A 25,291-nucleotide genomic window follows, 5' to 3' on the forward strand; every position below is an offset into this window, starting at 1 on the left:
CCTTACGTTTTTTATTGTAAAAAACGAATAACCAATCTTCGCGATGGCCGATTCTCACCTCGGCTTCTTCATTCGGCTTGCGCTTTAAACCAGTAAACGAGAGTAAAATCAGTCCCCCCGCACCGGCAAGAATCATCGGCCCCGCCACTGATACGGCCAAAACGCATACAATGGCACCAAACCATGCTGCGATTTGGGATGCTCTATTGATCCAACGGGGCATATTGCGCCGCTTTTTCACAACTAAACCGAGATCGGAAATGAGGTAGTCGTAACGATAATCTAGGCCAAAGATCAAATAACAGTAACCATAAGTTAACGCCAGCATTACAAGGGAACTGACTCCCATAAAGGTATCCTTGCCGCTAGTGAACCAAAAATAACCCAGCATCATAGACAATACAGAAATCGGCATAAGGCTCAGCAATATATTATGGTACCTATTGGGCTCTTCAATATCGTATTTATGCCAACGTATCTGATCGCGCCCAGCCGCTATTTCCTGCTCTTGCTGCTTTTGTTTAAGTGCAAACTCTTCTGGGGTGAGATAAAAGGGTAAATAAGCCAAGGGTTACTCCTGTAACGCAATTTCGCCTTGCGTATTGCTTAGCGTCTGAGTGATGGTCTCTTGTTTGCTGCTGTCTGAAATAACACTGTAAGAGGCCGTTTGAACGAGCGAATGTTGCAACCAGTAGTGACGCTCCCCCTCCTCGCTGGGGTAGCTGATTTGCAGAGCCAAATAACGCATATTCTCCCTGACTGGCAGGATCACACTGTACACGCTTTTGCCTTGGGTCGCACCTGCGGCTAGGCTCTCGATATTGGCATTAGGGTGCCACTCCCCTGCGGTGAGCTCCTCTGCGCTGGCTTGGGTATTGGTGCGCAGTATTAGCCCCTGTTTGGCCACCAAGTTAGGTACCTGAATATGTACTTTCACCCCAACGACAGTAGTGTCTACATATTGTGCGAGGCCTGGCCGGGTGTGCACTTGCTCAATCGGTTTATGGTACACCGTTGGCTGCTGAGCAATCGTGTCAAGTTCAAATAAGGCTTGTTGCACCAATTGGCTATCTTGCTGCAAACGCTCTGCCAATGTTGCTGCCTGACTCCAGCGCGCTCTTTCCGGGTGATAGCCCCAAGGCAAGCGGTCGAGCCACTTCTGGTATTCATCTTTGTTGAAATGATCAAGCGTTAAATTGATCAAAATAATCACCCCAGTCAATAGCGCTATAAACGCCATCGTCGGGCCACCAAACATTAGGTTCACAGATAGTGCTCCACTAGCACCACCAACCGTTTGTACAAGGCCAACGATAGTTAAACCAGATAAGGCTAAGGTATTCGCAATATGTAAACGTTTTTCAAAACCATAGCTTTGATCTATTTTCTCGTAGGAGCGGTAAGCTTCAATCCCTGAAGCCAACATCCCCAGACAAGCGGTAATGGCTAACCAACGATTAAATATTTTAAGATCATCCAGCGCTAAGCCTGTAAAGCCATCGACGCCCCTCTCTGCAAGCTTTTGCAATGACTTCATTGAATAAGCTCTGAGTTTATCGTTTGCTTTTACATTATTCCATAATGCCCCAGTGCGAATGCCTGTCCATGCCGCGGCAACGTAAAACAGCTTTTGCTGCACATCGAGGGCATCATCCTTCGACACTAGCCCGGTATGTTTTATGGTGCTGATTGCATCGCCAAGGGCGATGGCGTTAAAGAGAAAGGCGAGAAAACCTAGGCCACCGACATTTTCAAACACGGTGTGCAGATTTTTAACCTGATTGTTGAGGATCTTACGATGCAACTCTATCGTACGCTTGACGATATCACTTTTAAGTACAATCCGCTGCGTATAGCCCGTGGCATTGGCGTTGACCACTTTTTTTAGCTGGCGCTGTTTGTCAAGTAAGGCTTTGCGCTGTTTGTTTGAGGTATTTTGCGCGGCAAGTTCTTTGTTAACCAGCTCAAGCTCTTTGTGGGCGGTGTTGATCCGCTCTCGCCAGTCAGCAAACTTGGCCGCATAACCATTAGGTATGATAACCGCTGTGGCATTGGCAACCAGTTCCGCCGCAATGGCAAACCAACAAAAAGAGTGACGATGTAAAGGCTTAGAAAGGTACGCCATCATGAGCGACGAGGCCTTCGCACTCACGCTAATCGTATACTCAGCCACCCCGCGCATGGCGGCACCCGCCGCCGCTTTAAAGACTTTATCCAACTCTTGGAAGCCTTGCGCCAGATCTTTAAGGATCATGGTTTCAGCACTGTTGGGGTTTGACATAAAGTCGGCGACTTTGGCATACATGCCCGTGCGGCTACTCCACGCCGATACATGTTCCATAATCGTCTCTTCAGACTCATCCTCTGCCTCAATCGGTGATGGCAAGGATTCGCCCAACTTGTTGTACAGGCTGCGGCTAAAACCTGCGGTGTACAATGGCAACATGCTAGTGGGTTTTGACCACTGACCATCTGCCCAGTGTCTGTCGTCTTCTTCTATCACTAAGCTGAAAGACTCCATCACTTCAAGGTGCAGATGGCTCAGGCTCCATTGCGTCTCTTCGCTGTACAAATCGAAGATCTGCTCAAGGTGGTGTGGTGACAAAGCTTCCAGTGCCGCAATAAAGTCCTGCTTCGTTGCCACGATCTGTGCGAGCATCGCTTCCTTCTGCTCAGACAGGGCTTGCATCTCACTGAGCATTTGTTGCCAATTGAGTTGCCTGCGCCAACGATCGCCAGCAATCCACTGCTCGTAGCGTCCAAATTGCGACGCGGAAATACAAAATTCTTTTTGGATCGACTCCGCAACGGCTGAGGTCTGGTGCTGGTAGTAGTCAATGCCCCCTTGTGAAAACGCCGAAGGCATGCCCTTGGCGATCGGGGCTTGTGATTGCTGGGCGAGTTCCGACATCGCATGGTTGTCGTAGTACTCACTCATCTTTTGATAAAATTCGAGTTGCTGGCTTTTTTTTCTAACGTGATAAGGATACTTGATTTTGTCACTGGCGCCGAACATGCACAGTTGCATCGCGGTCTGCATCAATTGCCACTGGCTGGCATTTTGTTCGGTAAACAGTCGATACGGACTAGCAAGACAGGCAAAGTGGATCGCCATATCTCGGATATCTGCTGCGTGATCGGTGACGGCAACAAAATAGGCCGACTCCTCCTCTGGTATGGCACTGGTGATGTCACTTTCAATCGCAATAGGTTTGATAATGCTGTCGTGCTCATCCGCCACTGTGGCCACGCTAGACTGAGCAAAACGGCCATCTTCCGTGGCTGACGCTTCAATATCCGCCACCTCGGTGAGGTTTTCAATCGGGCCGATATGACGTTGGTGCTCATTGGGGTTAAGCACCACGGTTTGCATTCGACTGATGTGACTGCTTGGATTGTCTAGTACCTTTAAGTACATAGTCCATGTCCAACGGTGCTCCGAAAAACACATTGACACCAGACTGCCTTCAAGATAGCTCAGGTAGGGTAAGCTTGCTTGAGGGCTGCCTCGCTGCGGCGATTGCGGGTCTTCATTTTCGCCCAGTTTGTAATGGGTAAATTGGTTGCCTTTTACCTCATATTCATCGAGCGTTTCTTCTTGGGCATTGTACACATACAGCCAGCCATCTCTCAGCTGCCTCAGAGTGTAACTGAGCGTGTTTAACCGTGCGGGGCCAGAACCGCGCCATTGTTCCGGCAAGCCAAATAGTGGCAAGCTGTCAGAGTCGGGCTGATCTAAGGCATAGCGCACAGGCACAAAGTGGGCCGGTGCGGCTTCGGTTGCGATTTTGGGCTGATTGAACTGGCGAGGCTCGGGCTCAGTTTGAACCGGTGGTTCAATTTTTTCGGTTCCCCCTTCCCAAAACATGCTGTGCTTAGGCGGAGCACCGTCAATATCTTCAGCTGGTGCGTCGGAGACGTTAGCAAACGACAACAAATTGCCATCGGCTTCATAGGCAGATTTGGCTTGCTCAAAAGTGAAGTCATGGTCATCCCAGAACATCGACGTTTTTGGGGGAATGGGTAGGTAGTTACTCATGGTTTTACTCCGACACTGGAACAGGGCTTACCGCAAAATAAGGACGAAGAAAGCAAGAAATACGCCCAGTAGAACATTCAAACAAATTCAATGAGTTGTAATGACTAATTTGTTTTCAAAAACGAAAAATTGGAAAATCTGCCAATTTCTTGTGTCTCATTTTCAATTTTTGGTTTTTGACACTCTACGTTGACGATAAATAAAGGCGCTAAACACTGCGTGTTAGCGCCTATATTTCACGGCTTTGAACCACTATACCGAGTGAGCCGGCTCTGGGTGCGCGGGGGTATTAAAACGGTACAGTACCGCAAGCCCCGGTAAAGTGGCGAGCGCCACATACACACCAACATAGATGGCACTGAATGACATCGCTTCGGTAACAATCAATGGGGTTAAGCCACCAAAAATAGACAAGGCAATGTTGTAACCAATACCTAAGCTGGTGGTTTGGTTGGCTGATTGCTGCCATAACAGCGCGGCCAAATTACCGAGAATGATCGCGGCTAGGGTGCTGATGCCCAGCACAGCGAGCGCTTGCCAGATAAAGGTACTGGATCCGAGTAAGGCAAACAGTGGCACTGCGGCGAACAGCATAAATAAGGCGCCGATTTTGAATGCTTGCTGTGGTGAAGAGGTTTTGTCGACAATAAACGACAACACAAACAGCAAGACAACCAGCACGGACGCGTTGATCAGCGCAAGGTTCTCAATGCCCATGGCTTTACCCAAAATGCCACTGGCCAGATTCTGCACATAGAACACCACCGCTCCAAGAATGGAGATACAAAAGACTTTGGCAATGATTTGACGGCTGGAGTGACTCGCCACCGCTTCTGCTTTAGGCAGTTCAGGCAGAGAAAGACGCAAGTACAAGCTAACGATGATGTTGGCAACCCCCACTAGCAGCGGTACTCGCCACCCCCAAGCGCTCATCTCTTCTGCCGTTAAGTAGTGCTCTAAGCTGGCCACAATAAGCAGGGAAATAATCACACCGACAATCGAGCTGGCAACAATTAAGCTACTGACACGTGAACGTTCGGATTGCTTCGCGTCGTAAAGAAGATAGTTGATCAAGGTCGGGTATTCACCACCAAAACTAAACGCTTGAATCATTTGGAACAACAAGAAAACCACCACCACGTACTGTCCAACGGTGTCGACAGGGACAAACGCCATTGAGACGGTGGCTATTCCCGTCAGTAGGTTACAAAAAACCAGTGCCCGCTTGCGGCCGTATTTGTCGGCGTAGCGACCGATGACAACACCGCCAAAAGGCCTGACCAAAAAACGTAAGGCAAAAACGCCCCACACCACCAGCTCTGAGTGCTCAATACCTTGGGTGGCGAAAAGCTGGGAAATGTACATCGATATCGATGCGAATACAGCGATATCATAAAACTCCATGGCATTACCAAGGACAGCACTGGTGCGCTGCTTCCAGGTGAGTGACATTCTGTTTTACTCCTCTATAAGTTCTAATTGATTTCCATCGGGGTCTGAACAGAAAAAGTAACGGAAACGACCTAGCCTAGCGTTGTAAATAGTCGTGATGTTGGTGACTTCCGATAATTTTCTATGTAAGGCTTCAAGATCATCGACCCGCAAAGCGAAATGGGTGATACCCACTGTTTTTAACGCGATCAATGATTCAGGAATTGGGGTTGAAACATCCCCACAAAAATGAAAAAGCTCGATTCTCGAGCCTTGGTTTTCCAACATATGAATGGTGACCTGCTCATCCCGATAACGTCGTTCAAGCTGGTAACCAAACAATGCATAGAAATTTTGGCTGGCGACTAAATCGCTGACCGTTAGCGATACGTGATGAAACTGTCCAGACATGCGACTGTTACTCCATGTTCGACCAGTTTTCTAAAGAAGACTGAATCTGGCTGAGATTCACAGCCTAGTTTGCATTTGATGATATAGAGTCGCCGCGCTTCTTCTGCCTCTTTGCAGCCACGAAGTAGCGCCACCTCGTGTAAGGTTTTCATCTCAAGAAAATAGCGGACGCTGGTGAGCTCATCGTGCGTCAACGTCAGATTGCCGAACACATACGGCTTCTCTTCGTCATAAGTCGACTGAACTGAATTGGCGGCTGACAAGCTATCAATCGGGATCTGTATCTCTTTATCACTCCAGCATTCAAGCGCAAGGTGGTTAACCTTAGGGCGGAACGCAATCGCCTGACTAACCACGTCGCAAGGTAAGGGTGTGATTGGCAAAGAGATAGAGAGGATGTCGTACTGTGAGCCCTGATTGGTGACGATATCAACGCGGTTATGGCTGGCTTTCGCTGACTCACGGAAATTATGCGCTCCCTGGCTGTTCCATAGGTTAATGCCCGGCTTGAGACGCGAATGGAGGTTTTTATACAGCTCGTCGCCCCAATACGCTAGGTGCCATGAGTAGTTGGTCGATACGGTTTTCACCTGCTCTAACTGGGTATCTACCCGAGAAAAAGACACCGTCTGATCGACGCCCATGTACTCAACATAGCGTTTGAATACATGGCACATGGCTTCCATGTCTGGGTTACGTACATCCATGATTTATCAAAACTATCAGCAAAAATAATATGCGTATCATACCCTATGCATTGTGTTTTACTACTAAAAGTAAGGATAAGATGGTCGCGACTGATACGAGCGAGGATCAACTTGGAAAAGTGCACCCCAGAGAAAGGAAGTAGTGGTTCACAGCGGTTAAATTTAGAAGCCGATTAAGGTCACCTTGCCTTGCGCCATGTCTTCAAGCTGACAAGAAAAATCGACTCTCTTATCGGCCTCTTTACTGTACAAGGCTTCCAGTTTTTCAAACGCAGAGGGGACAAAGCTGACGTTTTTCAAGCGCAGACTCTTGCGTGAGTTACCGTCAAGAAAGGCCAGCGAGGATTTGTCTAGCACCTGCTGGCAGGTATCGAGGATGTCTTTGCTCACCAGCTTGCTGTGCACCGCTCTTTGCAAGTCCTGCTTGCTTATCGCAGCGTTGCAGCGCGCGAATACACAAATCGCATAGATGTCGAGAATCGCGACGGCACGTGGTCTTTGCGTTTCGCCATCTTCGTACACCGCGAGTAGGCACGGGATTTTGCTCTCATCAAACGATTGCTGACGGATATTGTTCAACACTAGGCGATCGCTGACTTCCCTTTTCAGCAGCTTTTCCAGTTGGGACAACTTAGGTAAAGCCAGTTCTTTCTGGACACTATTGATGTTGTCTAATGCGCGTTCGCTTTCTTCTGCTCCCTGCACTAAGGGTAAGAGTTTGTGATGCAGCTCTTTGTCATTGAAAGGTTTGGACAACACAAAGCTGGCACCCGCTGCTTTGGCTTGATTGATCTGTACTTGGTCATCGACGGTCGTGATCATGCCCATCTTGACACCCAAGTCGAGTTTTTTGATTTCCTCGATTAAGGTCAGCCCTGTCATATCAGGCATGTACCAGTCGGTCAGGACGATTTCGGGCTGCGATTGTTTCACTTGTTCCAGAGCATCAAGAGCACTGTCGGTTTTCTGAATAGACAAACGACGGTAACCAAAATTCTCTAAGGCTCGCCTGACAATTTCTAATGTGGCTTTGCTGTCATCAACAATAAGAATCTTCACAAATCGTATTCTGCTCTTGGACCCGACTGTCTAAATTATAGGCACAATTTGTTATGACAACTAAACTTACACTCTATTGGGATTGAAAAACATGGAATGAGTTCATGGATTTAGCACCTCTCCTCACCACAGAAAATCTCATCGCCCTCGCGGTCGACTTGGGTTTGTTGATCCTGTTGGTATGGTTTGTGATCTTATTGCTGATACTTCGCGAGTTTCGCCACTTCGCCAAAGAGGTGGTCCATGGCAAGAAGAATATGGACGACAATACCTATGAAGTTTGCCAGCAATCCGTTGACAGCGCGTTGAACTACACCGCTGAAAACAATGACACTCTCAATGACCTGATCGTTATCCAGCAAGCTTTAGAGGCGCAGGTTTCACAAATCAAATCCGCGAATCAAGGGGGGCTGAGTGCTCAGGATCAGGAATCCATCGAAGACCTTAACCAAAAACTGAGTAAATCGCACCAATTGATCAAAAAGCTAAAAGGCGACCTTAGCCGCAGTATCAAAGGGCTTAAAAAGGCAAAAAATAAGCTCCTCCGACAATCGGACACGGTAGAAAGCCTGCAACAAGAGAAAGAGCAGTTAGAGAAACAGTTTGAGCAGCTGGAGCAAGAATATGTCGAAATCAGTGAGGCTGGAGGCTTCAACAAACTTGAGCAGGAGTATCAGAACGAAAGGCAACAACTGCTTGGCATTATAGAGACCTATAAGAAAAAAGCCGCGGAGAAAGGCGATCTCGGTGAAGTTAAAGCCCAACTTGAAGCGGTTCAGCAGCAGTTACACCACACTATTAAAGAGAAAGACTTTGTTGAGCAGAAGTATCTCGATTTAATGAAAGAGGCGGAAGATAAAAATCCCTAGGCCCAGCCACTGGGTTTGGGATTACTTATTACTTAACACACATGACATTCAGCAGCGATGTGCCTTTGAGCTGATTGACTTTACCACTATAGAAAAGCCCAGTACGCTCTGCGCCCCAATACGGCAAGTGCATGGGCCACTTGTCGCGTGACATCACCTTTGCATCGAGCAAAGCTTGCCATTCGTTTGCGGTCGCCAAACGCATTCCCATTCGATAGCAAGTTTTATACGCCATCTCATAGTCCATGCGATTCCAAGGCAATTCATGTTCCATATAGAACTGATCGTTCCCAAACATCGCGTAGGGTACCTTGTACTCAACGCCATTGATGATGGTGTGCTGACGAACCGACACCCCTTTTTCCCGTGGGGGCTCTGACTGAGGCTTTGCAGCGGCTTTAGGCTCAGGCTTGCTGGGTGGTGGAAGTATTGTTGTCTTTTGCTGCGCCACTTTCATCGCAGGCGTCGGCTTAGACTTTGTCACTGCGCGTGCCACGCTCGCAGCTTTAGCAGGCACACCTTTGACGATTTCACGTATAAAGGCTTGTTGGTAATTTGGCAACTGTTTGACTTTGGCGAGATCCGCCTTTGCTTCGGAGAACGCTTTGTAAGGCCCAATCAAACAACGGTAAGTATTGCCTTCTTGCTTGGCCCAAATATCGGTACTGATATGTTGATACACTTGCTTCGCTTCAGGCAAAGCCAAGGGTTGGCCAAACACCCCACACTGAATCCAAAAGTAAGACGACTGCCCTTTCGGCTGCTGTTTGCCCCACATCCCTTTACCTATTGGGCAAGCGGCATCTAATACTGGCAAAGAGGCACTGGAAGCTTGAGTCGCATCACAGAGAAATTCTTCAGCGTAGGTCGGGGCGGACAACATAGGCAAAGCGAATACCGCAAAGCTCATCAGTGCTAACAAAGGTCGCTTAGATTTAACAGCCATTCTCGTTCCCATAGTCTAAATTCAAACCCTAAAGTCGGTGTCGCTACCCTAAGGGTATAGTGACATTATTGACGGCTCACTGTTGAGAAAATGTCGATGCAAAAAAAGAGCCGTATTTAGATACGGCTCTGAGTTTAGTGTGAATTTTATAATCAAATCTTAGGCTTGGATCACCCTTTGTAGATTTTCGGGTTAAATACATCACGTAACCAGTCACCCAACAGGTTGATAACTAATACTAATGTTACCAATACGATGCCTGGGAAGGCGGTGATCCACCACGCTCCAGAGAAGATGTAGTTAAAACCAATACTGATTAGCGCACCCAATGATGGTTGGTCTACAGGTAAACCTAAGCCAAGGAAAGAAAGTGCCGCTTCAGACATGATGGCATTTGCCACCTGTACCGTCGAAATCACTAAGATGGGTGACAGACAGTTGGGTAGAATGTGGCGGAACATGATACGTGGCGCTTTAAAGCCCATCACACGCGCCGCTTCAACATATTCTTTCTTCTTCTCAGCCAATACTGAAGCACGAATAGTTCGCGCGTATTGCGGCCATTCTGCAACACCAATAATCACCACCAACATCACGACAGCATATTGGCTGTAAAAGTCACTACCAAAGCTGGCTTTGAAAATGGCCGATACGATGATGGCGACCATCATGGTAGAAAACGAAAGCTGTACGTCGGCAAAACGCATCAGGAAGCTATCGATACGACCGCCAAAATAGCCCGCTGACAAACCAATGATGATACCAAGTACCAGTTGTAGACCTACCGCCAAAAAGCCGATGGTCAGTGACAAACGTGAGCCATAGAGAATGGTCGATAGAATATCACGTCCCTGCTCATCGGTACCCAGTAGGAATTGCTCATCGCCCTCTTCCATCCATGATGGTGGCAGTTCTGAGTCCATAATATCAATCGACGACAAGTCGTATGGGTCAGTGGGTGATAGCACTGGTGCAGCCAAAGCCATCACTAAGAAAAGCATGAACACGGTAAAACTTGCCATCGCGACTTTGTCACGCTTGAAGTAATACAAGAAATCCGATTGTTTAAAACGCTCCCAACGAGAAGGAGCAGTTGCTGTCTGGTTCATGATTATGCTCCTTTACCAGTGAGATTTACGGTCGGGTTGATGACGCCGTATAGCAAGTCAACAATGGTGTTCGTCACGACGAAAATCAGGCCAACGAAGATAACGTAAGCCGTGATTAACGGTGTATCAACACGGTTGATCGCTTCTAGGAAAAGGAAGCCAGTACCCGGCCACTGGAATACTGTCTCAGTCAGAATGGTGTATGCCACCATGGTACCAATTTGTACACCACCCACAGTCAGCACCGGCAACATGGTGTTTTTCAGTGCGTGCTGGTAGTAGATTTTATTCAGCGCTAAGCCTTTCGCTTTACCAAACTTGATGTATTCAGAACTCAGCACTTCCAGCATTTCAGAACGAACCAAGCGAATAAAGAGCGGCAGCATAATAGAGGCGAGCGCAATGCATGGCAGTATTAAGTGTGCTAGGCCATCCAGTGTCAGGTAGCCAGACTCCCAGCCAAATAGGTTCGCTGTTTCGCCTCGACCATAAGATGGTAACCAACCTAGCTCAATCGAGAAAACATACATCAGCATGATGGCGGTTAAGAACACAGGTATCGAGATACCGATACTACTCCCAGCCATGACGAGCTTAGTGAAGAAGCTTTTTGGATGAATCGCCGAGTAAACACCAAGAGGGATCGAGCAGAATACAATGATCAGCGTGGCACCAAATACCAGCTCAAGTGTGGCGACTAATTTATCAAGAATCACTTCAACCGCTGGGCGCTTGAAGAAGTAAGATGTACCTAAATCACCTTGTAGCGCATTGCCAACAAAGCGTGTGTATTTTGTAATGAAGGGATCATTCAGACCTAGATCATCACGTAGTGCTTGACGCTCGGCTTCTGAAACCGACTGACCAACCAACTCACGTAATGGGTCGCCTAAGTTATCCTGAATGGCAAACGCCACTAGACTGATCACAAACATCACTATCAGTGCCTGAAACAGGCGCTTGACCAGAAACGAAAACATTCCTTGCCCCTTTAACTTTCCATGGATTTCAGTCTGCTCAACCAGAAATATTCCGGTGGCATTATCAGTCTGAAAAATGGCACTTAACCCGACTGAAACAAAGCCAAGCACCAAAAAATTAAGTGTGGCACCCGATGAGGGTGCCAGTATTGTTACTTAATTCTGTGCCGGGTTATTTCACCACCAAGTCACCGAAGTAAGGGAAGTTCATGCCGTTGATGATTGGACCAATATCAACGTTACCTTTCGCTGCCCATGATGGATCTTGCCAGTGTAGAGGAACAAATGCCGCTTCGTTGTATAGAATCTCTTCGACTTTCTTCAGCGAGGCACTACGCTTCTTAAGGTCTGTCATTGTGTTCGTTTCTTCAATCAGCTTATCAACTTCAGCGTTTGAATAGTGACCACAGTTGTACTGACCTTTACCTGTTTCAGCGTTACGTGTCATTGCTAGGAACTCAGTGAAGTTACCTGAGTCCTCTGTATCTGGGTGCCAGCCGATCAAGAGCATGTCTGCTGCACACTTATCGAACTCAGGCCAGTATTGCGCTTTTGGCATCGTCTTTAGGTCAACCTTGATACCGATTTTAGAGAGCATGGCCGCAGAGGCTTGAGCAATCTTGTCATCGTTCACGTAACGGTTGTTTGGCGACATCATCGTCAGTGAGAAACCGTTCTCATAACCCGCTTCTTTCATCAGCTGTTTTGCTTTCTTGAGATCGTAGCGAGGTTTTAGGTCTGGGTTGTGACCAACGAAACCTACTGGGCTCTGTTGACCCGCGGCGGTTGCTGCGCCCTTCATCACTTTCTTAGTGATGCCTTCGTTGTTAATAGCGTAGGTGATCGCTTGACGAACACGTACATCTTTCAGGGCTGGGTTGCTGTTTTGGTTCATCTGGAACGTGATCACACGCGTACCAGGCATAGTGTAAAGGTCGACACTGTCGGCTTTCTTAATGCGCTTGTAGTCGTTTGGCGCTACTGGCGCAATCATGTCTACATCACCAGATAGAAGAGCGGCAACACGGGTCGCATCTTCTTTGATTGGCACTAGTGTTAGCTTATCTACGTTACCGTTAGAGGCTTTATCCCAGTAATCGTTGAAACGCTCAAACGTGACTTTTACGCCCTGCTCACGTTGCGTGATAATAAAAGGCCCCGTGCCAGACACATGAGTCGATGCGTAAGAGTTACCGTGCTTCACTAGCTCAGCTTTGTCTTTACCATCTTCTGTCTTACCTGAGTAGAACTTGCTGTCCATCGGGAATAGGTAAGTCATGACGTTTTCTACTAGCGGGTAAACGCCATCGGTTTTGACTTCAACGGTATAGTCACCCGTTTTAGTCACAGAAACGATTGGACCGAAGATACCTTTAAAGTCAGGAGATGTCTTTAGACGATCAAATGTCCACACTACATCGTCTGCCGTTAGTACATTCCCTGAGTGAAACTTCACACCTTGGCGGATAGTAAACTGCATTGTTTCGCCATCAAGACGTTTCCAAGATTCAGCCAATCGAGGTTCAAATTCCATTTTCTGATTAAAACGGATAAGTGGATCAAATACCATGTGAGACATTTGCAGTGTACCGCCAGACAGTTGCTCATGCGGATCCAGTGACACTGGGTCGGCATCATAAGCGACGGTAATATCTGCTGCCGCTGCGCCAAAGCTAAGGCCAGCTGCCATTAAAGCCACTGCTAGTTTGCTTTTCATGGTTTTCATTGCATAACTCCTTATGCGGGATTTCTATCCCTAGTTGTTGTATTTGTGTCTGTTTAGTCCCTGATGATGCTTGTATCAGGAAAGGTCTACGACTTACGCCGTTTTCATTTCTTCTCTTAAGCCCGTGAATTCAGGCATTAGGGAAATCAGTTGTTTGCTGTATTCATGCTGAGGTGAATTAAACAGTTGCTCTGTCGGGGCGACTTCTAACAAGGTTCCCATCTGCATTACACCAACACGGTCACACATCTGACGAATCACAGGCAAGTCGTGGCTGATAAACAGCATGGTTAAATTTAATTCATCTTGCAGATCTTTGAGCAAGTTAAGGATCTGAGCCTGCACTGACACGTCGAGCGCTGACGTCGGTTCATCACAAATAAGCAGACGAGGACGGGTCGCTAATGCGCGAGCAATGGAGATGCGCTGACGCTGCCCGCCTGAAAATTCATGCGGGTACTTCACACCCGCCATTTTTCCGAGGCCTACGTGATCAAGAAGGTCATGCACGATCTGCCTGGTTTCCGTTTCATTACTGGTTAACTGATGGAAACGGATAGGTTCCGCGATGATGTCAAAAATCTTCATGCGCGGATTCATTGACGTATATGGGTTCTGGAATACCATCTGCATCTGACGACGCAGAGGGCGACGTTCTTTTTCTGATTTCAGCGATGTCAGATCAATCCCTTCAAAGGTGACTTTGCCCGAGTTTGGCTGATACAGGCCAGCAATGACCCGCGCAATGGTTGACTTACCCGAACCAGATTCGCCCACCAAACCAAACGTTTCCCCTTCAAAAATTTCGAAGCTGACATTGTTCGATGCTTGAACATACTCACGGCGGCTTTCAAACAGTGAATCTTTAGTGGTAAAGCGAAGATTGACATTCTCAACTGTCAATAATGAGCCAGTGTAATCACGGTGATCCTGGCTTTGACCTAACCAATGGTTCTTAACATCCAATGGTTCCATTTCGTGTGCTTCTTCTATGTAGCTCACGAGTGGGAAGCGATCTAGCTTGATATCAGAGCGTGGTACCGCAGAAATCAGGCTGCGAGTATAGGAATGATCGGGTTCGCCCAGCACTTTGGCTGTAGGGCCAAATTCAACCAGATCACCCCGGTACATCACTGCGACACGGTCTGTCACATTGGAAACCACACCCATATCGTGTGTCACCAACATGCAGCCCACATTGTTCTTAATGCACAATTCGCGAATGAGGCTAAGAATTTGGTCTTGGATTGAAACGTCGAGAGCCGTAGTTGGTTCGTCAGCAATGATCAGGTCAGGCTCACCAGCCAAGGCAATCGCAATTACAACACGCTGACGCATACCGCCAGAAAACTGGTGCGGAAACTGCTTGAGGCGGTTTTCCGGTTGAGGTATCCCCACTTGCTGCATCAGAGATAAAGCGCGCTGATACGCTTCCTCGTCTGTGACCTTCATATTGGCATGAATGGTTTCTTTCAACTGCTGTTCAACAGTAAAAAGTGGGTTCAGTGAGGTCATTGGATCCTGAAAGATAAATCCAATTTTTGAACCTCGTACTTGGCGCATTTCTTCTGCCGATAAACCTGAAATCAGCTCACCATCTAAATAAACTTCACCACTAGCGATGCGGCCAGGTGGGCTAAGTAGATCAATGACGGCATTACCGACCGTTGATTTACCTGCGCCAGACTCACCCACAACGCCGACAATTTCTCCACGCTCAATATTGAACGATAGAGATTTAACCGCGGCATGCACACCGTGACGTGATGGGTATTCGATACGAAGATTTTTAACTTCTAAAAGTGACATTACCAGACCTCTACTGCTTTGGCAGTTTTCTGCCCTGTCTGAAAAGTGAATCCATTCAAGCCAGCCTGATCACCCAATCAAGTGAAGCAAAATTGGGGACACGGTTCTGGCAATTTACAAGGTCATCAATTTGGCAAAAAATTCACAGAAAAGCAACAAACATAGAATAAAAAGTCGAGTTTGAACAAATACCAAGCAGCTTATGAAAATAAGTATGCAATTGAGTTATATCATCAGTTGGTCACACCTGTTGTTAATGGAGAGCAAAACGCTTTATTTGTAAGTCCTCAAGGTTATAAGTCAGACGTTGACGTTATAAGAGTAAGAGAATAAAAATTCACAAAAAACACAACCAAACCATTTAACAAAATAAAAACATAAAGCTGCTATTAAACAGATAATCAGTAACTTAATCTATATATTCCATCAATAGTAAAACTTTAGTTCAGATTTATGATAAATCAACAGCAAAAATTACCATCAATAAACCCTATTCACTACAGCCATAAAAAGTGAGGTTTCTGCTTAACTATCTCTTTCAGGGGTGGACAATATGACGCTTGGCTAGCGGCGTTGTGCGAGCAAAATACTGAGCGTTCAAGGCTGAATAATCAACGCAGTGAGCATCATGAAGACGGATAAAGGTCGTTAAGAACGGCAGTTCCACTCTTTGCTCCACTACTCGCGAGGCCTTGTTGAGATGAGGTAAGGGAAGGACTAAATACGTCTTCCTGAGCGTTGAGCACGAAAAAAGGCACCCTAAAAACGAAAAAACCCCAGTCTTTCGACTGGGGTTTTCTCTAATAGTGGTCGTGAAGAGCCAGTTCAATGAACAGGCGAACCCCCGACCCATTCTTACGTTAGAAAACTAACCTAAGAAAAGGATAAGTGGTCGGTGAAGAGGGATTCGAACCCCCGACCCTCTGGTCCCAAACCAGATGCGCTACCAAGCTGCGCTATTCACCGACAAGTTATTTTTTTACTTGGTTTACGTTGTAGAGGGTCAACCCTCTGGTCTCGCTTATTCCAAGAGCCGAGATGCGCTACAAACACGCTATTCACCGACAAGTTATTTTTTTACTTGGTTTACGTTATAGAGGGTCAACCCTCTGGTCTCGCTTATTCCAAGAGCCGAGATGCGCTACAAACACGCTATTCATCGAGCAAATAATGGGGTGGCTAACGGGACTTGAACCCGCGACAACTGGAATCACAATCCAGGGCTCTACCAACTGAGCTATAGCCACCATCAATTCTTGTGTCTACCGCTCTAAAAGCCATAAACGAAAGAGTGGTCGGTGAAGAGGGATTCGAACCCCCGACCCTCTGGTCCCAAACCAGATGCGCTACCAAGCTGCGCTATTCACCGACAAGTTATTTTTTTACTTGGTTTACGTTATAGAGGGCCAACCCTCTGGTCCCGCTTATTCCAAGAGCCGGGATGCGCTACCAAGCTGCGCTATTCACCGACAAGTTATTTTTTTACTTGGTTTACGTTATAGAGGGTCAACCCTCTGGTCCCGCTTATTCCAAGAGCCGAGATGCGCTACGAACACGCTATTCAACGACTTATGTTTTATCTCGATAATGAATCAAGAATGGAGACAATACCACCAGAATAATGGGGTGGCTAACGGGACTTGAACCCGCGACAACTGGAATCACAATCCAGGGCTCTACCAACTGAGCTATAGCCACCATTATATATGCCAATTAACTTACCTTAGTAAGCGTCCGGATGGCGCGCCCGAAAGGATTCGAACCTTCGACCTTTGGCTCCGGAGGCCAACGCTCTATCCAGCTGAGCTACGGGCGCATGCCCTATCGGCGGAGTGGAATAATACGGATATCACACTAGGCCGTCTAGTACTTTTTACACTTTTTTTTATCGTTTGACGCCTTTTTGGGCAATTAAAGTGTGATAAACCCCTATTTCCGATTAGATAACCCTATGGAAGCGGTTAACTTGTTGTTTATTGCAACAAGTTATCAGGATATAATCACCCAATATTTACATTGATTTAACAGCAAAACGCTGTCGATCAAGCCACACTCTAATAATAGGTAAGCACGAACTTACCTTCAGGAATGTAAAGTGAGTTTAATGGATATGTCTCGAAAAATCTTAACCGCTTTGGCCGCTGCGATCACTTTTTCTAGCGCCTCTTTTGCAGCTAATGTCAGCCAAGAAGACTACGATGCGATTGCAGAACGCATTAAACCTGTTGGTGGTGTTTATCTGGCTGGCGCTGAGCCAGTAAAAGCTGAGCCAACTGGTCCACGTGATGGTGCAACGGTTTACGGCACATTCTGTATCGCTTGTCACGCATCAGGGGTAAGCGGCGCACCAAAAACAGGTAACGCTGGTGACTGGGGCCCGCGTATTGCGCAAGGTAAAGACGTGCTGAAGGACCACGCCATCAACGGCTTCAACGCCATGCCAGCGAAAGGCTCTTGTATGGATTGTTCAGATGACGAAATCGTTGCTGCCATTGAGCACATGATTGCGGGTCTGTAATCCCTCATTGATATAAAAGAAGGGCTTGGTTTTCACCAAGCCCTTCTTTTTCTGTTCCCTTGAAAAATAACCGCTATTTTTTGTTGAACATGGCACGAATATTCGCAATGTGTGCCTGCCCTTTAGCCATACGTTCTTCTTGCGTTTGTGGCTTTTTATTGACTTCCCATTCCACGTCATCAAACGGTAATTCATCAAGGAAGCGACTTTGAGTTGGCTTGATTAACTCACCAAACTGACGACGCTCTTTACACATGGTAAAGGTCAACTCACGCTGGGCTCGGGTGATCCCGACGTACATCAAACGGCGCTCTTCCTCAACATTGTCTTCATCGATGCTGGTCTGGTGAGGCAGAATCCCCTCCTCCGAACCAATCAAGTAAACATAAGGGAACTCTAGGCCTTTGGAAGCATGTAGAGTCATCAATTGTACCGCATCGCTGTCATCATCTTCTTCACCACGTTCCATCATGTCACGTAGTGTTAAACGTTGAACCACTTCTTTAATGGTCTTCTCTTCCTGATCATAATTATCCCCTTCTAAATCAGCGACAATCCAGGAATAGAGATCGGAGACGTTTTTCATCCGCATTTCGGCCGCTTTCGGGCTCGCAGAGGTTTCATACAGCCAGTCTTCATAATTGATATCACGCACCAATGAACGCACGGCTTCTACCGTGTCTCCGCGCTCGGCCTGATCCGCTATCTTGACTAACCACTGGCTAAAGCGGCGTAAGTTTTCTAACCCACGGCCAGACAAATGTTGCTCCAGCCCAATTTCAAAACTGCATTCAAACAGACTTTTACCACGCATATTGGCGTAACTACCCAGTTTTTCCAGTGTTACTGGGCCAATCTCACGCCGAGGCGTGTTCACAATGCGCAAAAATGCGTTGTCATCATCAGGGTTCACCAACACTCGTAAATACGCCATGATGTCTTTGATTTCCGCACGAGCAAAAAACGAGGTACCGCCAGAGAGCTTGTAAGGCACTCGGTTTTGCATCAGAGATTTTTCAATCAGCCGAGACTGATGGTTACCACGATACAAAATAGCGTAGTCGCGGTAATCGGTTCGGTTAAGAAACTTATGCGCAATCAGCTCACCTGTCACCCGCTCCGCTTCGTGTTCTTCATCTTTCGCCAGTAATACTTTAAGCTTTTCGCCATCCGGTATTTCAGAAAACAGCGACTTTTCGTACACGTGTGGGTTGTTGGCAATCAGTATATTGGCAGCACGCAAAATTCGGCTGGTAGAACGATAGTTTTGCTCCAGCTTTATCAAACGAAGGCTTGGATAATCTTCACCCAACAGCACCAAGTTCTGGGGTTTCGCACCACGCCAAGAATAGATTGACTGGTCATCATCCCCTACCACTGTCAGGCGACCCCGCTCGCCAACAATCAGTTTGACCAACTCGTACTGACTGGTGTTGGTATCCTGATATTCATCGACCAATAAATAGCGAATACGATTCTGCCAACGCTGTCGCACTTCTTGATTGGTGCGCAGCAGCAGAACCGGCAAAGCGATCAAGTCATCAAAGTCGAGTGCATTGTAGGCTTTCATCTGTTTCTGATACATGTCGAAACAGAAGGCAAACAGTTGCTGCTGTTCACCTTGAGCATATGCTTTCGCCTGCTCCGGAGTCAGCATGTCATTTTTCCAGTTGGAAATGGTACTCAGTAGCTGGCGTAGTAAATCTTTATCGCCATCGAGCTGTTTCTCAGTCAGCTCTTTCAATAGTGCTAACTGATCTTGGTCGTCAAACAGAGAAAAACCTGACTTTAACCCCAACGCCTTGTATTCACGTTTAATAATGTTGAGGCCTAAGGTGTGGAACGTCGATACCATCAAGCCTTTCGATTCGTTCTTGCCAAGCGTCTGACCGACACGTTCTTTCATTTCACGCGCCGCTTTATTGGTGAACGTCACCGCTGCGATGTTACGAGCTTTATAACCACACTGCTGAACCAGATACGCAATCTTGTTGGTAATAACACGTGTTTTACCCGATCCCGCTCCCGCTAGAACCAAACAGGGTCCTGATACGTACTTAACAGCTTCGTCTTGATTGGGGTTCAGCTTCATAGAGGTCTCTGAGGTCAAAATTTATGGCGCCTATAATAATGGTGCAATAGATCGATTGCTATGTTTAATCGTAGTGCAGCCACTCCGGCTAAAAGGATCTCATTGATTGTAAATTTATCTAATTAATAAAATGTTTTTATTGCACTAGTGTGCAGCTATCGGGCTATAATGAATGAACGTTCATTCATTGAAAGTGAGACTATGTCTAGTAACACATCAATAGATAAGCACGAGCAGATCCTCACAGCCGCTGAAAAGCTAATTGCAGAGTCAGGCTTTCAAGGCCTTTCGATGCACAAGCTGGCAAAAGAGGCAGGGGTGGCCGCAGGTACTATCTATCGTTATTTCTCAGATAAAGAGCATCTCCTGGATGAAGTGCGTTTAAACGTCGCCGAACGAATTGCAACTGCCGTTCAAGCTGACGTCAACGACGATATGCCCTTGAAAACACGCTATCGCACTATGTGGTTAAACATCTGGAACCTTGCAGGTTCGAATATGGAAACCCTGAGCAATCGCGTTCAATATGAATCTCTTCCCTGTGCAAACAAGCGAAAAACTCGGGAACTTGAGCGACAAATGTTTGCCAAAGTGGATCGGTTGTTTAATCAAGGAAAGGAACAAGGGATTTTTAAACCTCTCGACAATGAGATTCTTTCAGGGCTGAGTTTTGAGGCCAGTGTTGCACTGGCTCGCAAACATGCTTTGGGATACTACCAGCTGGATGACGTCGCTTTAGAAGCCGCCATCGAAGCTAGCTGGGATGCAATCATTCAACACTAACTTGGAGTTCTGATCAGAATGAAAAAGTGGACTTTCTTTATGTTGCTTATCGCAATACTGCTGTTTGGTAGCGTGATAGGCTTCAATCTATTCAAGCAACAGAAGATAGCTGAATATTTGGCTAATCGCCCAGAACCTGAGTTTCCGGTGACCGTAACGGAAGTACAACCTGTTGATTGGGTTCCTGTCATCGAAGCGATCGGTTTCATTGAACCGAACCAAGGTGTCACTGTAGCCAATGAAACAGCGGGGGTGATTGATAAAATTACTTTCGATTCAGGTACCGTCGTTGAAGAAGGTCAGCCTCTTGTTCTACTCGACTCTGAAGTGGAAAAAGCTGATCTGAAGAGCTCGCAGGCCAAACTACCAGCAGCACAGGCTAAGTATAAACGCTACCAAGGTCTATATAAGAAAGGCTCAGTATCTAAAGAAGCCTTTGATGACGCCGAAGCGAACTACTTCTCGCTTAAAGCCGATATTGAAAGCTTAAAAGCGACCATCGACCGTCGTGAAATCAAAGCCCCTTTCGCAGGCGTCGTTGGTATTCGTAACGTTTACCTAGGTCAATACCTACAAGCAGGTACGGACATTGTTCGCCTAGAAGACACCAGTGTTATGCGCTTGCGCTTCACTGTGCCTCAGACTGATATTTCCCGCATCAAACTCAATCAGCAAGTCGATATCTTCGTTGATGCTTACCCTGAGACACCATTTGAAGGCTCAATCACCGCGATTGAACCTGCAGTTAACGTCCAAAGTGGTCTGATCCAGGTTCAAGCTGACATTCCAAACAGCGATGGCAAGCTCCGTAGCGGTATGTTCGCGCGTGCCAATATCATTTTGCCAACGCTCGAAAATCAGGTAACCCTGCCGCAAACCGCCATTACCTTCACACTTTATGGGGACAATGTTTACATCATCTCTGAAGAGAATGGTGAAAAACGCGTTAAGCAACATGTGGTTAAAGTGGGTGAACGAGTGAAAGACATTGCTCACATCCTCGATGGCGTTAAACCTGGTGATTTTGTCGTGACATCTGGTCAGGTTCGTCTAAGCAATGACGCGAAAGTTCGTGTAGTAGAAAGCGATGCGACTACTCCACCAGCTGAAACACCTATGCTGTAATTGGAGGCCTCATGCGCTTTACTGATGTTTTTATTAAACGTCCAGTTTTAGCGGTATCGATCAGTTTTTTGATCGCCTTGCTTGGTTTGCAAGCGGTGTTCAAGATGCAGGTCCGAGAATACCCTGAAATGACAAATACGGTAGTAACGGTCACCACCAGTTACTACGGCGCCAGTGCCGACCTTATCCAAGGCTTTATCACTCAGCCTCTGGAACAGGCTGTCGCTCAGGCTGACAATATTGATTACATGACGTCCTCGTCAGTACTCGGTACATCGACCATTACCGTTAACATGAAGTTGAACACTGACCCGAATGCCGCCTTGTCTGACATTCTGGCTAAGACCAACTCGGTTCGCTCTCAACTTCCAAAAGAAGCCGAAGACCCAACTGTAACTATGTCGACGGGTTCTACAACAGCGGTGCTCTACATCGGCTTTACCAGTGATGAGCTTTCATCAAGCCAGATAACAGACTACCTAGAGCGTGTCATCAACCCGCAGCTGTTCACTGTTAACGGTGTCTCTAAGGTTGACCTCTATGGTGGTATGAAATACGCGCTGCGTATTTGGCTAGACCCTGCCAAAATGGCAGCACTGGGTAAAACGGCTACTGATGTCATGAACGTGCTAAATGCCAACAACTACCAGTCAGCGGCTGGTCAAGCTGTCGGTGAGTTCGTTCTGTATAACGGTAGCGCTGATACTCAGGTCTCTAACGTCGAAGAGCTGAAGAACCTTGTTGTTAGCTCTGACGAAGGTGATGTCACTCGCCTTAGCGATATCGCAAAAGTCACCCTTGAGAAGAGCCACGATGTCTACCGTGCAAGTGCCAATGGTAAAGAAGCGGTCGTGGTGGCGATCAACGCGGCGCCAAGTGCGAACCCAATCAACATCGCAGCGGATGTCCTTGATCTGTTACCTCAACTAGAGCGTAACCTGCCAAGTAACATCGACATGAACGTGATGTATGACTCGACCATCGCTATCAATGAGTCGATCAACGAGGTTATTAAGACCATCGCTGAAGCGGCACTGATTGTCTTGATCGTAATTACGCTGTTCCTAGGTTCTTTCCGTGCAGTTATGATCCCTATCGTTACCATCCCGCTATCTCTGATTGGTGTGGCGATGGTGATGCAAGCGATGGGCTTCTCATGGAACCTGATGACACTACTGGCAATGGTATTGGCCATCGGTCTGGTGGTAGATGATGCGATCGTTGTTCTAGAGAACGTCGACCGACACATCAAGCTGGGAGAGTCACCTTTCCGTGCAGCCATTATCGGTACACGTGAAATCGCGGTGCCAGTTATCGCCATGACTCTAACGCTGGGTGCAGTATACGCACCGATTGCCTTGATGGGTGGTATTACTGGCTCACTATTTAAAGAGTTTGCCCTCACCCTCGCAGGTTCGGTATTCGTATCCGGTATCGTCGCTCTGACACTATCACCTATGATGTGTTCGAAGATGCTGAAGGCTAATGAAACGCCAAACAAATTCGAACAGAAGGTACATAGTGTCTTAGATGGCATGACCAGCCGTTACGAGCGTATGCTGGGTGCGGTCATGAAGCACCGCCCTGTGGTGATTGGTTTTGCTCTCATAGTGTTTGCTAGCTTGCCGATGCTGTTCAAGTTCATCCCAAGCGAATTAGCACCGTCGGAAGATAAAGGGGTAGTCATGCTGATGGGTACTGCTCCATCGAATGCCAACCTCGACTTCATGCAAAACACCATGAATGACGTTAACCGGATTCTGTCTGACCAACCAGAAGTCGCGTACGCACAGGTGTTTACTGGTGTTCCCAACTCGAACCAAGCCTTTGGTATCGCGTCTATGGTGCCATGGAGTGAGCGTGAAGCGAGCCAGTCTGAAGTTGCCAACCGCGTGACAGGTTTAGTCAGCCACGTTCCCGGAATGGCAGTGACAGCATTCCAGATGCCGGAACTTCCAGGTGCAGGTTCAGGCCTTCCGGTTCAATTCGTGATCACCACACCTAATGCGTTCGAAAGCTTGTTCACTATCGCCACCGATATTCTTGGTGACGTGAAGTCTAACCCGATGTTTGTTTATTCTGAGCTGGATCTGAACTACGACTCAGCAACAATGAAGATTAACATCGACAAGGACAAAGCGGGTGCGTATGGCGTAACAATGCAAGACATTGGTACCACGCTGAGCACTATGATGTCTGATGGTTACGTCAACCGAATTGACCTTAATGGTCGTTCTTATGAAGTGATCCCTCAGGTTGAGCGAAAATGGCGCCTAAACCCAGAATCGATGAACAACTACTACGTGCGTGCTGCAGATGACCGTGCGGTTCCTCTGGGTAGCTTGATCACCATTGATGTTGTCGCTGAGCCACGCTCACTGCCACACTTCAACCAGCTTAACTCTGCCACCATTGGTGCTGTACCTGCACCAGGCACAGCTATGGGTGATGCTGTTAACTGGCTAGAAAATATTGCGACTGAAAAACTGCCAAACGGTTACAATCATGATTACATGGGTGAAGCTCGCCAATATGTCACTGAAGGGAGTGCGCTGTACGCGACCTTTGGTCTAGCACTAGCGATCATCTTCTTAGTTCTGGCAATTCAGTTTGAGTCTCTCAAAGACCCAATCGTCATCATGGTTTCCGTACCATTAGCAATCTGTGGCGCTTTAATCGCTCTAGCGTGGGGTGCAGCTTCAATGAACATCTACTCTCAGGTCGGTCTGATCACCTTGGTTGGTCTGATTACCAAGCACGGTATCTTGATCTGTGAAGTGGCCAAAGAAGAGCAGTTGCACAATAAACTAGGTAAGACTGAAGCGGTCATGGAAGCGGCGAAAGTTCGTCTACGCCCTATCCTGATGACGACTGCTGCGATGATTGCAGGTCTGATCCCACTGATGTACGCAACAGGCGCAGGTGCAGCTCAGCGCTTCAGTATCGGTATCGTTATCGTTGCTGGTCTGGCGATTGGTACTCTGTTTACCCTGTTCGTACTGCCAGTTATCTACAGCTACCTAGCTGAGAAACATAAGCCACTACCGGTGTTTGTTGAAGACAAGGATCTGGAAAAACTGGCTCGTGTTGACGAAGCAAAAGCCGCACAGCGTCAGCTGTCTGACAACAGCTAAACTCAACGTTTGCCAAAAGGCCACTTCGGTGGCCTTTTTTATTGGTCACTATTTGTCGTTAGTCGCTTCGAATTTTTGCTATCGAAGTAGCGACTTTCCCGTATCAATTACATAGAATACCAACAATAAGAGACAGGAGTTTTCGTCACATGTTTGACCCAAAGAAACTAGAACAAATTGCTAAACAGATACATGACTCAATGCCAACACCAGTGAAAGAGCTTGGTGCAGACGTTGACCAGAAAGTACGCCAAGTCATCCAAGGCCAACTGAACAAACTCGATGTCGTGAGCCGCGAAGAGTTTGATGTTCAAACTCAGGTATTGCTACGTACTCGCCAAAAACTGACCGAAATGGAGCAGAAATTGGCTGAACTGGAAGAGAAGCTAGCAGACAAGTAAGCTGAACCGCGAGAGAACCCTGAGGGCTGACGTGATAACGTCGGCCCTTTTTGTTTTCATGCATGTCACCCCCAGAGCGAGGAACGAGTGAGTTGGGGATCTCTTATCGCGGCTTGAGAGCTATTGGAGATTCCCTACTCCCTCCTTCGTCA

Annotated in this window: 18 protein-coding genes, 5 tRNA genes and 1 pseudogene; 6 read left to right on the forward strand and 18 right to left on the reverse strand. The window is 47.2% G+C overall.

Translation table 11 applies throughout. The features are described 5' to 3' along the window. The 6 genes and pseudogenes from TW84_RS20130 to TW84_RS20155 form a co-directional block, all read right to left on the reverse strand. Nucleotides 1-568: pseudogene (locus TW84_RS20130) on the reverse strand (hypothetical protein); the annotation flags it as partial. 3 nt (nucleotides 569-571) lie between these two features. Next, nucleotides 572-4,039: a T6SS effector BTH_I2691 family protein gene (locus TW84_RS20135; protein WP_045977416.1), complete on the reverse strand. Its 3,468-nt coding sequence runs from the start codon at nucleotides 4,037-4,039 to the stop codon at nucleotides 572-574. A 252-nt stretch (nucleotides 4,040-4,291) separates the two neighbouring features. After that, nucleotides 4,292-5,491 (reverse strand): MFS transporter, encoded by a 1,200-nt coding sequence (locus TW84_RS20140; protein ID WP_045977417.1) that lies wholly within the window; start codon nucleotides 5,489-5,491, stop codon nucleotides 4,292-4,294. Between the two features lie 6 nt (nucleotides 5,492-5,497). Then, nucleotides 5,498-5,881: a VOC family protein gene (locus TW84_RS20145; RefSeq protein WP_045977418.1), complete on the reverse strand. Its 384-nt coding sequence runs from the start codon at nucleotides 5,879-5,881 to the stop codon at nucleotides 5,498-5,500. Beyond that, nucleotides 5,851-6,588, reverse strand: coding sequence for a hypothetical protein (locus tag TW84_RS20150; RefSeq protein ID WP_045977419.1), 738 nt, complete (start codon nucleotides 6,586-6,588; stop codon nucleotides 5,851-5,853). Before TW84_RS20150 ends, TW84_RS20145 begins: the two co-directional genes overlap by 31 nt. A 162-nt stretch (nucleotides 6,589-6,750) precedes the next feature. Further along, nucleotides 6,751-7,647: a response regulator gene (locus TW84_RS20155; RefSeq protein ID WP_045977420.1), complete on the reverse strand. Its 897-nt coding sequence runs from the start codon at nucleotides 7,645-7,647 to the stop codon at nucleotides 6,751-6,753. Nucleotides 7,648-7,751: 104 nt separating this feature from the next. On the opposite strand from TW84_RS20155, the gene TW84_RS20160 reads away from it, so the two are divergent. Continuing rightward, a complete protein-coding gene (locus TW84_RS20160; protein ID WP_045977421.1) occupies nucleotides 7,752-8,516 on the forward strand; it encodes a chromosome partitioning protein ParA in 765 nt (254 codons plus the stop codon). 28 nt (nucleotides 8,517-8,544) lie between these two features. On the opposite strand, the gene TW84_RS20165 is transcribed toward TW84_RS20160, so the two are convergent. From TW84_RS20165 to TW84_RS20210, 11 genes are all read right to left on the reverse strand, one after another. Beyond that, entirely contained in the window at nucleotides 8,545-9,462 is a 918-nt protein-coding gene (locus TW84_RS20165) for an SPOR domain-containing protein (RefSeq protein WP_052707947.1), read from the reverse strand. A gap of 170 nt (nucleotides 9,463-9,632) precedes the next feature. Further along, on the reverse strand, nucleotides 9,633-10,571 hold the full coding sequence (locus tag TW84_RS20170; RefSeq protein WP_045977422.1) for an ABC transporter permease: 939 nt from the start codon (nucleotides 10,569-10,571) through the stop codon (nucleotides 9,633-9,635). A gap of 2 nt (nucleotides 10,572-10,573) precedes the next feature. Further along, nucleotides 10,574-11,551: an ABC transporter permease gene (locus TW84_RS20175; protein ID WP_045977423.1), complete on the reverse strand. Its 978-nt coding sequence runs from the start codon at nucleotides 11,549-11,551 to the stop codon at nucleotides 10,574-10,576. Nucleotides 11,552-11,723: 172 nt separating this feature from the next. Beyond that, the gene (locus tag TW84_RS20180) at nucleotides 11,724-13,277 is read right to left on the reverse strand and encodes an ABC transporter substrate-binding protein (protein ID WP_045977424.1); all 1,554 of its coding nucleotides are present in this window, start codon (nucleotides 13,275-13,277) and stop codon (nucleotides 11,724-11,726) included. Between the two features lie 93 nt (nucleotides 13,278-13,370). Further along, entirely contained in the window at nucleotides 13,371-15,086 is a 1,716-nt protein-coding gene (locus TW84_RS20185; RefSeq protein ID WP_045977425.1) for a dipeptide ABC transporter ATP-binding protein, read from the reverse strand. A gap of 538 nt (nucleotides 15,087-15,624) precedes the next feature. Beyond that, on the reverse strand, nucleotides 15,625-15,753 hold the full coding sequence (locus tag TW84_RS25240; protein WP_275041685.1) for a hypothetical protein: 129 nt from the start codon (nucleotides 15,751-15,753) through the stop codon (nucleotides 15,625-15,627). 222 nt (nucleotides 15,754-15,975) lie between these two features. Then, nucleotides 15,976-16,052, reverse strand: a tRNA-Pro gene (locus tag TW84_RS20190). Between the two features lie 205 nt (nucleotides 16,053-16,257). After that, nucleotides 16,258-16,333, reverse strand: a tRNA-His gene (locus TW84_RS20195). Nucleotides 16,334-16,378: 45 nt separating this feature from the next. Then, nucleotides 16,379-16,455 (reverse strand) — tRNA-Pro (locus TW84_RS20200). A 253-nt stretch (nucleotides 16,456-16,708) separates the two neighbouring features. Next, nucleotides 16,709-16,784, reverse strand: a tRNA-His gene (locus TW84_RS20205). Between the two features lie 41 nt (nucleotides 16,785-16,825). After that, a tRNA-Arg gene (locus TW84_RS20210) sits at nucleotides 16,826-16,902 on the reverse strand. A gap of 288 nt (nucleotides 16,903-17,190) precedes the next feature. Between TW84_RS20210 and TW84_RS20215 the strand changes: the two genes are divergently transcribed. Continuing rightward, a complete protein-coding gene (locus TW84_RS20215) occupies nucleotides 17,191-17,604 on the forward strand; it encodes a c-type cytochrome (protein WP_045977426.1) in 414 nt (137 codons plus the stop codon). Between the two features lie 73 nt (nucleotides 17,605-17,677). On the opposite strand, the gene rep is transcribed toward TW84_RS20215, so the two are convergent. Then, complete coding sequence (gene rep, locus TW84_RS20220) at nucleotides 17,678-19,696, reverse strand: DNA helicase Rep (protein ID WP_045977427.1); 2,019 nt, start codon at nucleotides 19,694-19,696, stop codon at nucleotides 17,678-17,680. A gap of 201 nt (nucleotides 19,697-19,897) precedes the next feature. On the opposite strand from rep, the gene TW84_RS20225 reads away from it, so the two are divergent. The 4 genes from TW84_RS20225 (at nucleotide 19,898) to ubiK (ending at nucleotide 25,139) form a co-directional block, all read left to right on the forward strand. Continuing rightward, nucleotides 19,898-20,479: a TetR/AcrR family transcriptional regulator gene (locus tag TW84_RS20225; RefSeq protein WP_157634076.1), complete on the forward strand. Its 582-nt coding sequence runs from the start codon at nucleotides 19,898-19,900 to the stop codon at nucleotides 20,477-20,479. Nucleotides 20,480-20,497: 18 nt separating this feature from the next. Continuing rightward, nucleotides 20,498-21,604: an efflux RND transporter periplasmic adaptor subunit gene (locus tag TW84_RS20230; RefSeq protein ID WP_045977429.1), complete on the forward strand. Its 1,107-nt coding sequence runs from the start codon at nucleotides 20,498-20,500 to the stop codon at nucleotides 21,602-21,604. A gap of 11 nt (nucleotides 21,605-21,615) precedes the next feature. After that, nucleotides 21,616-24,738, forward strand: a complete 3,123-nt coding sequence (locus TW84_RS20235) for a multidrug efflux RND transporter permease subunit (RefSeq protein ID WP_045977430.1) — start codon at nucleotides 21,616-21,618, stop codon at nucleotides 24,736-24,738. A 149-nt stretch (nucleotides 24,739-24,887) separates the two neighbouring features. After that, complete coding sequence (gene ubiK / locus TW84_RS20240; protein WP_045977431.1) at nucleotides 24,888-25,139, forward strand: ubiquinone biosynthesis accessory factor UbiK; 252 nt, start codon at nucleotides 24,888-24,890, stop codon at nucleotides 25,137-25,139. The last annotated feature ends 152 nt before the right edge of the window (nucleotides 25,140-25,291 follow it).

This window comes from Vibrio neptunius (assembly GCF_000967495.1).
Taxonomy (GTDB): domain Bacteria; phylum Pseudomonadota; class Gammaproteobacteria; order Enterobacterales; family Vibrionaceae; genus Vibrio; species Vibrio neptunius.

What these genes read in the sequence shown, in the direction of transcription:
- TW84_RS20215 (WP_045977426.1), top strand. Translation starts at nt 17,191, where the DNA reads ATGGATATGTCTCGAAAAATCTTAACCGCTTTGGCCGCTGCGATCACT.
- TW84_RS20160 (WP_045977421.1), top strand. Translation starts at nt 7,752, where the DNA reads ATGGATTTAGCACCTCTCCTCACCACAGAAAATCTCATCGCCCTCGCG.
- TW84_RS20135 (WP_045977416.1), bottom strand. Translation starts at nt 4,039, where the DNA reads ATGAGTAACTACCTACCCATTCCCCCAAAAACGTCGATGTTCTGGGAT.
- TW84_RS20145 (WP_045977418.1), bottom strand. Translation starts at nt 5,881, where the DNA reads ATGTCTGGACAGTTTCATCACGTATCGCTAACGGTCAGCGATTTAGTC.
- TW84_RS20235 (WP_045977430.1), top strand. Translation starts at nt 21,616, where the DNA reads ATGCGCTTTACTGATGTTTTTATTAAACGTCCAGTTTTAGCGGTATCG.
- TW84_RS20185 (WP_045977425.1), bottom strand. Translation starts at nt 15,086, where the DNA reads ATGTCACTTTTAGAAGTTAAAAATCTTCGTATCGAATACCCATCACGT.
- TW84_RS20180 (WP_045977424.1), bottom strand. Translation starts at nt 13,277, where the DNA reads ATGAAAACCATGAAAAGCAAACTAGCAGTGGCTTTAATGGCAGCTGGC.
- TW84_RS20225 (WP_157634076.1), top strand. Translation starts at nt 19,898, where the DNA reads ATGTCTAGTAACACATCAATAGATAAGCACGAGCAGATCCTCACAGCC.
- ubiK (WP_045977431.1), top strand. Translation starts at nt 24,888, where the DNA reads ATGTTTGACCCAAAGAAACTAGAACAAATTGCTAAACAGATACATGAC.
- TW84_RS20175 (WP_045977423.1), bottom strand. Translation starts at nt 11,551, where the DNA reads ATGTTTTCGTTTCTGGTCAAGCGCCTGTTTCAGGCACTGATAGTGATG.
- rep (WP_045977427.1), bottom strand. Translation starts at nt 19,696, where the DNA reads ATGAAGCTGAACCCCAATCAAGACGAAGCTGTTAAGTACGTATCAGGA.
- TW84_RS20170 (WP_045977422.1), bottom strand. Translation starts at nt 10,571, where the DNA reads ATGAACCAGACAGCAACTGCTCCTTCTCGTTGGGAGCGTTTTAAACAA.
- TW84_RS20165 (WP_052707947.1), bottom strand. Translation starts at nt 9,462, where the DNA reads ATGGCTGTTAAATCTAAGCGACCTTTGTTAGCACTGATGAGCTTTGCG.
- TW84_RS20230 (WP_045977429.1), top strand. Translation starts at nt 20,498, where the DNA reads ATGAAAAAGTGGACTTTCTTTATGTTGCTTATCGCAATACTGCTGTTT.
- TW84_RS20140 (WP_045977417.1), bottom strand. Translation starts at nt 5,491, where the DNA reads ATGTCACTCACCTGGAAGCAGCGCACCAGTGCTGTCCTTGGTAATGCC.
- TW84_RS20150 (WP_045977419.1), bottom strand. Translation starts at nt 6,588, where the DNA reads ATGGATGTACGTAACCCAGACATGGAAGCCATGTGCCATGTATTCAAA.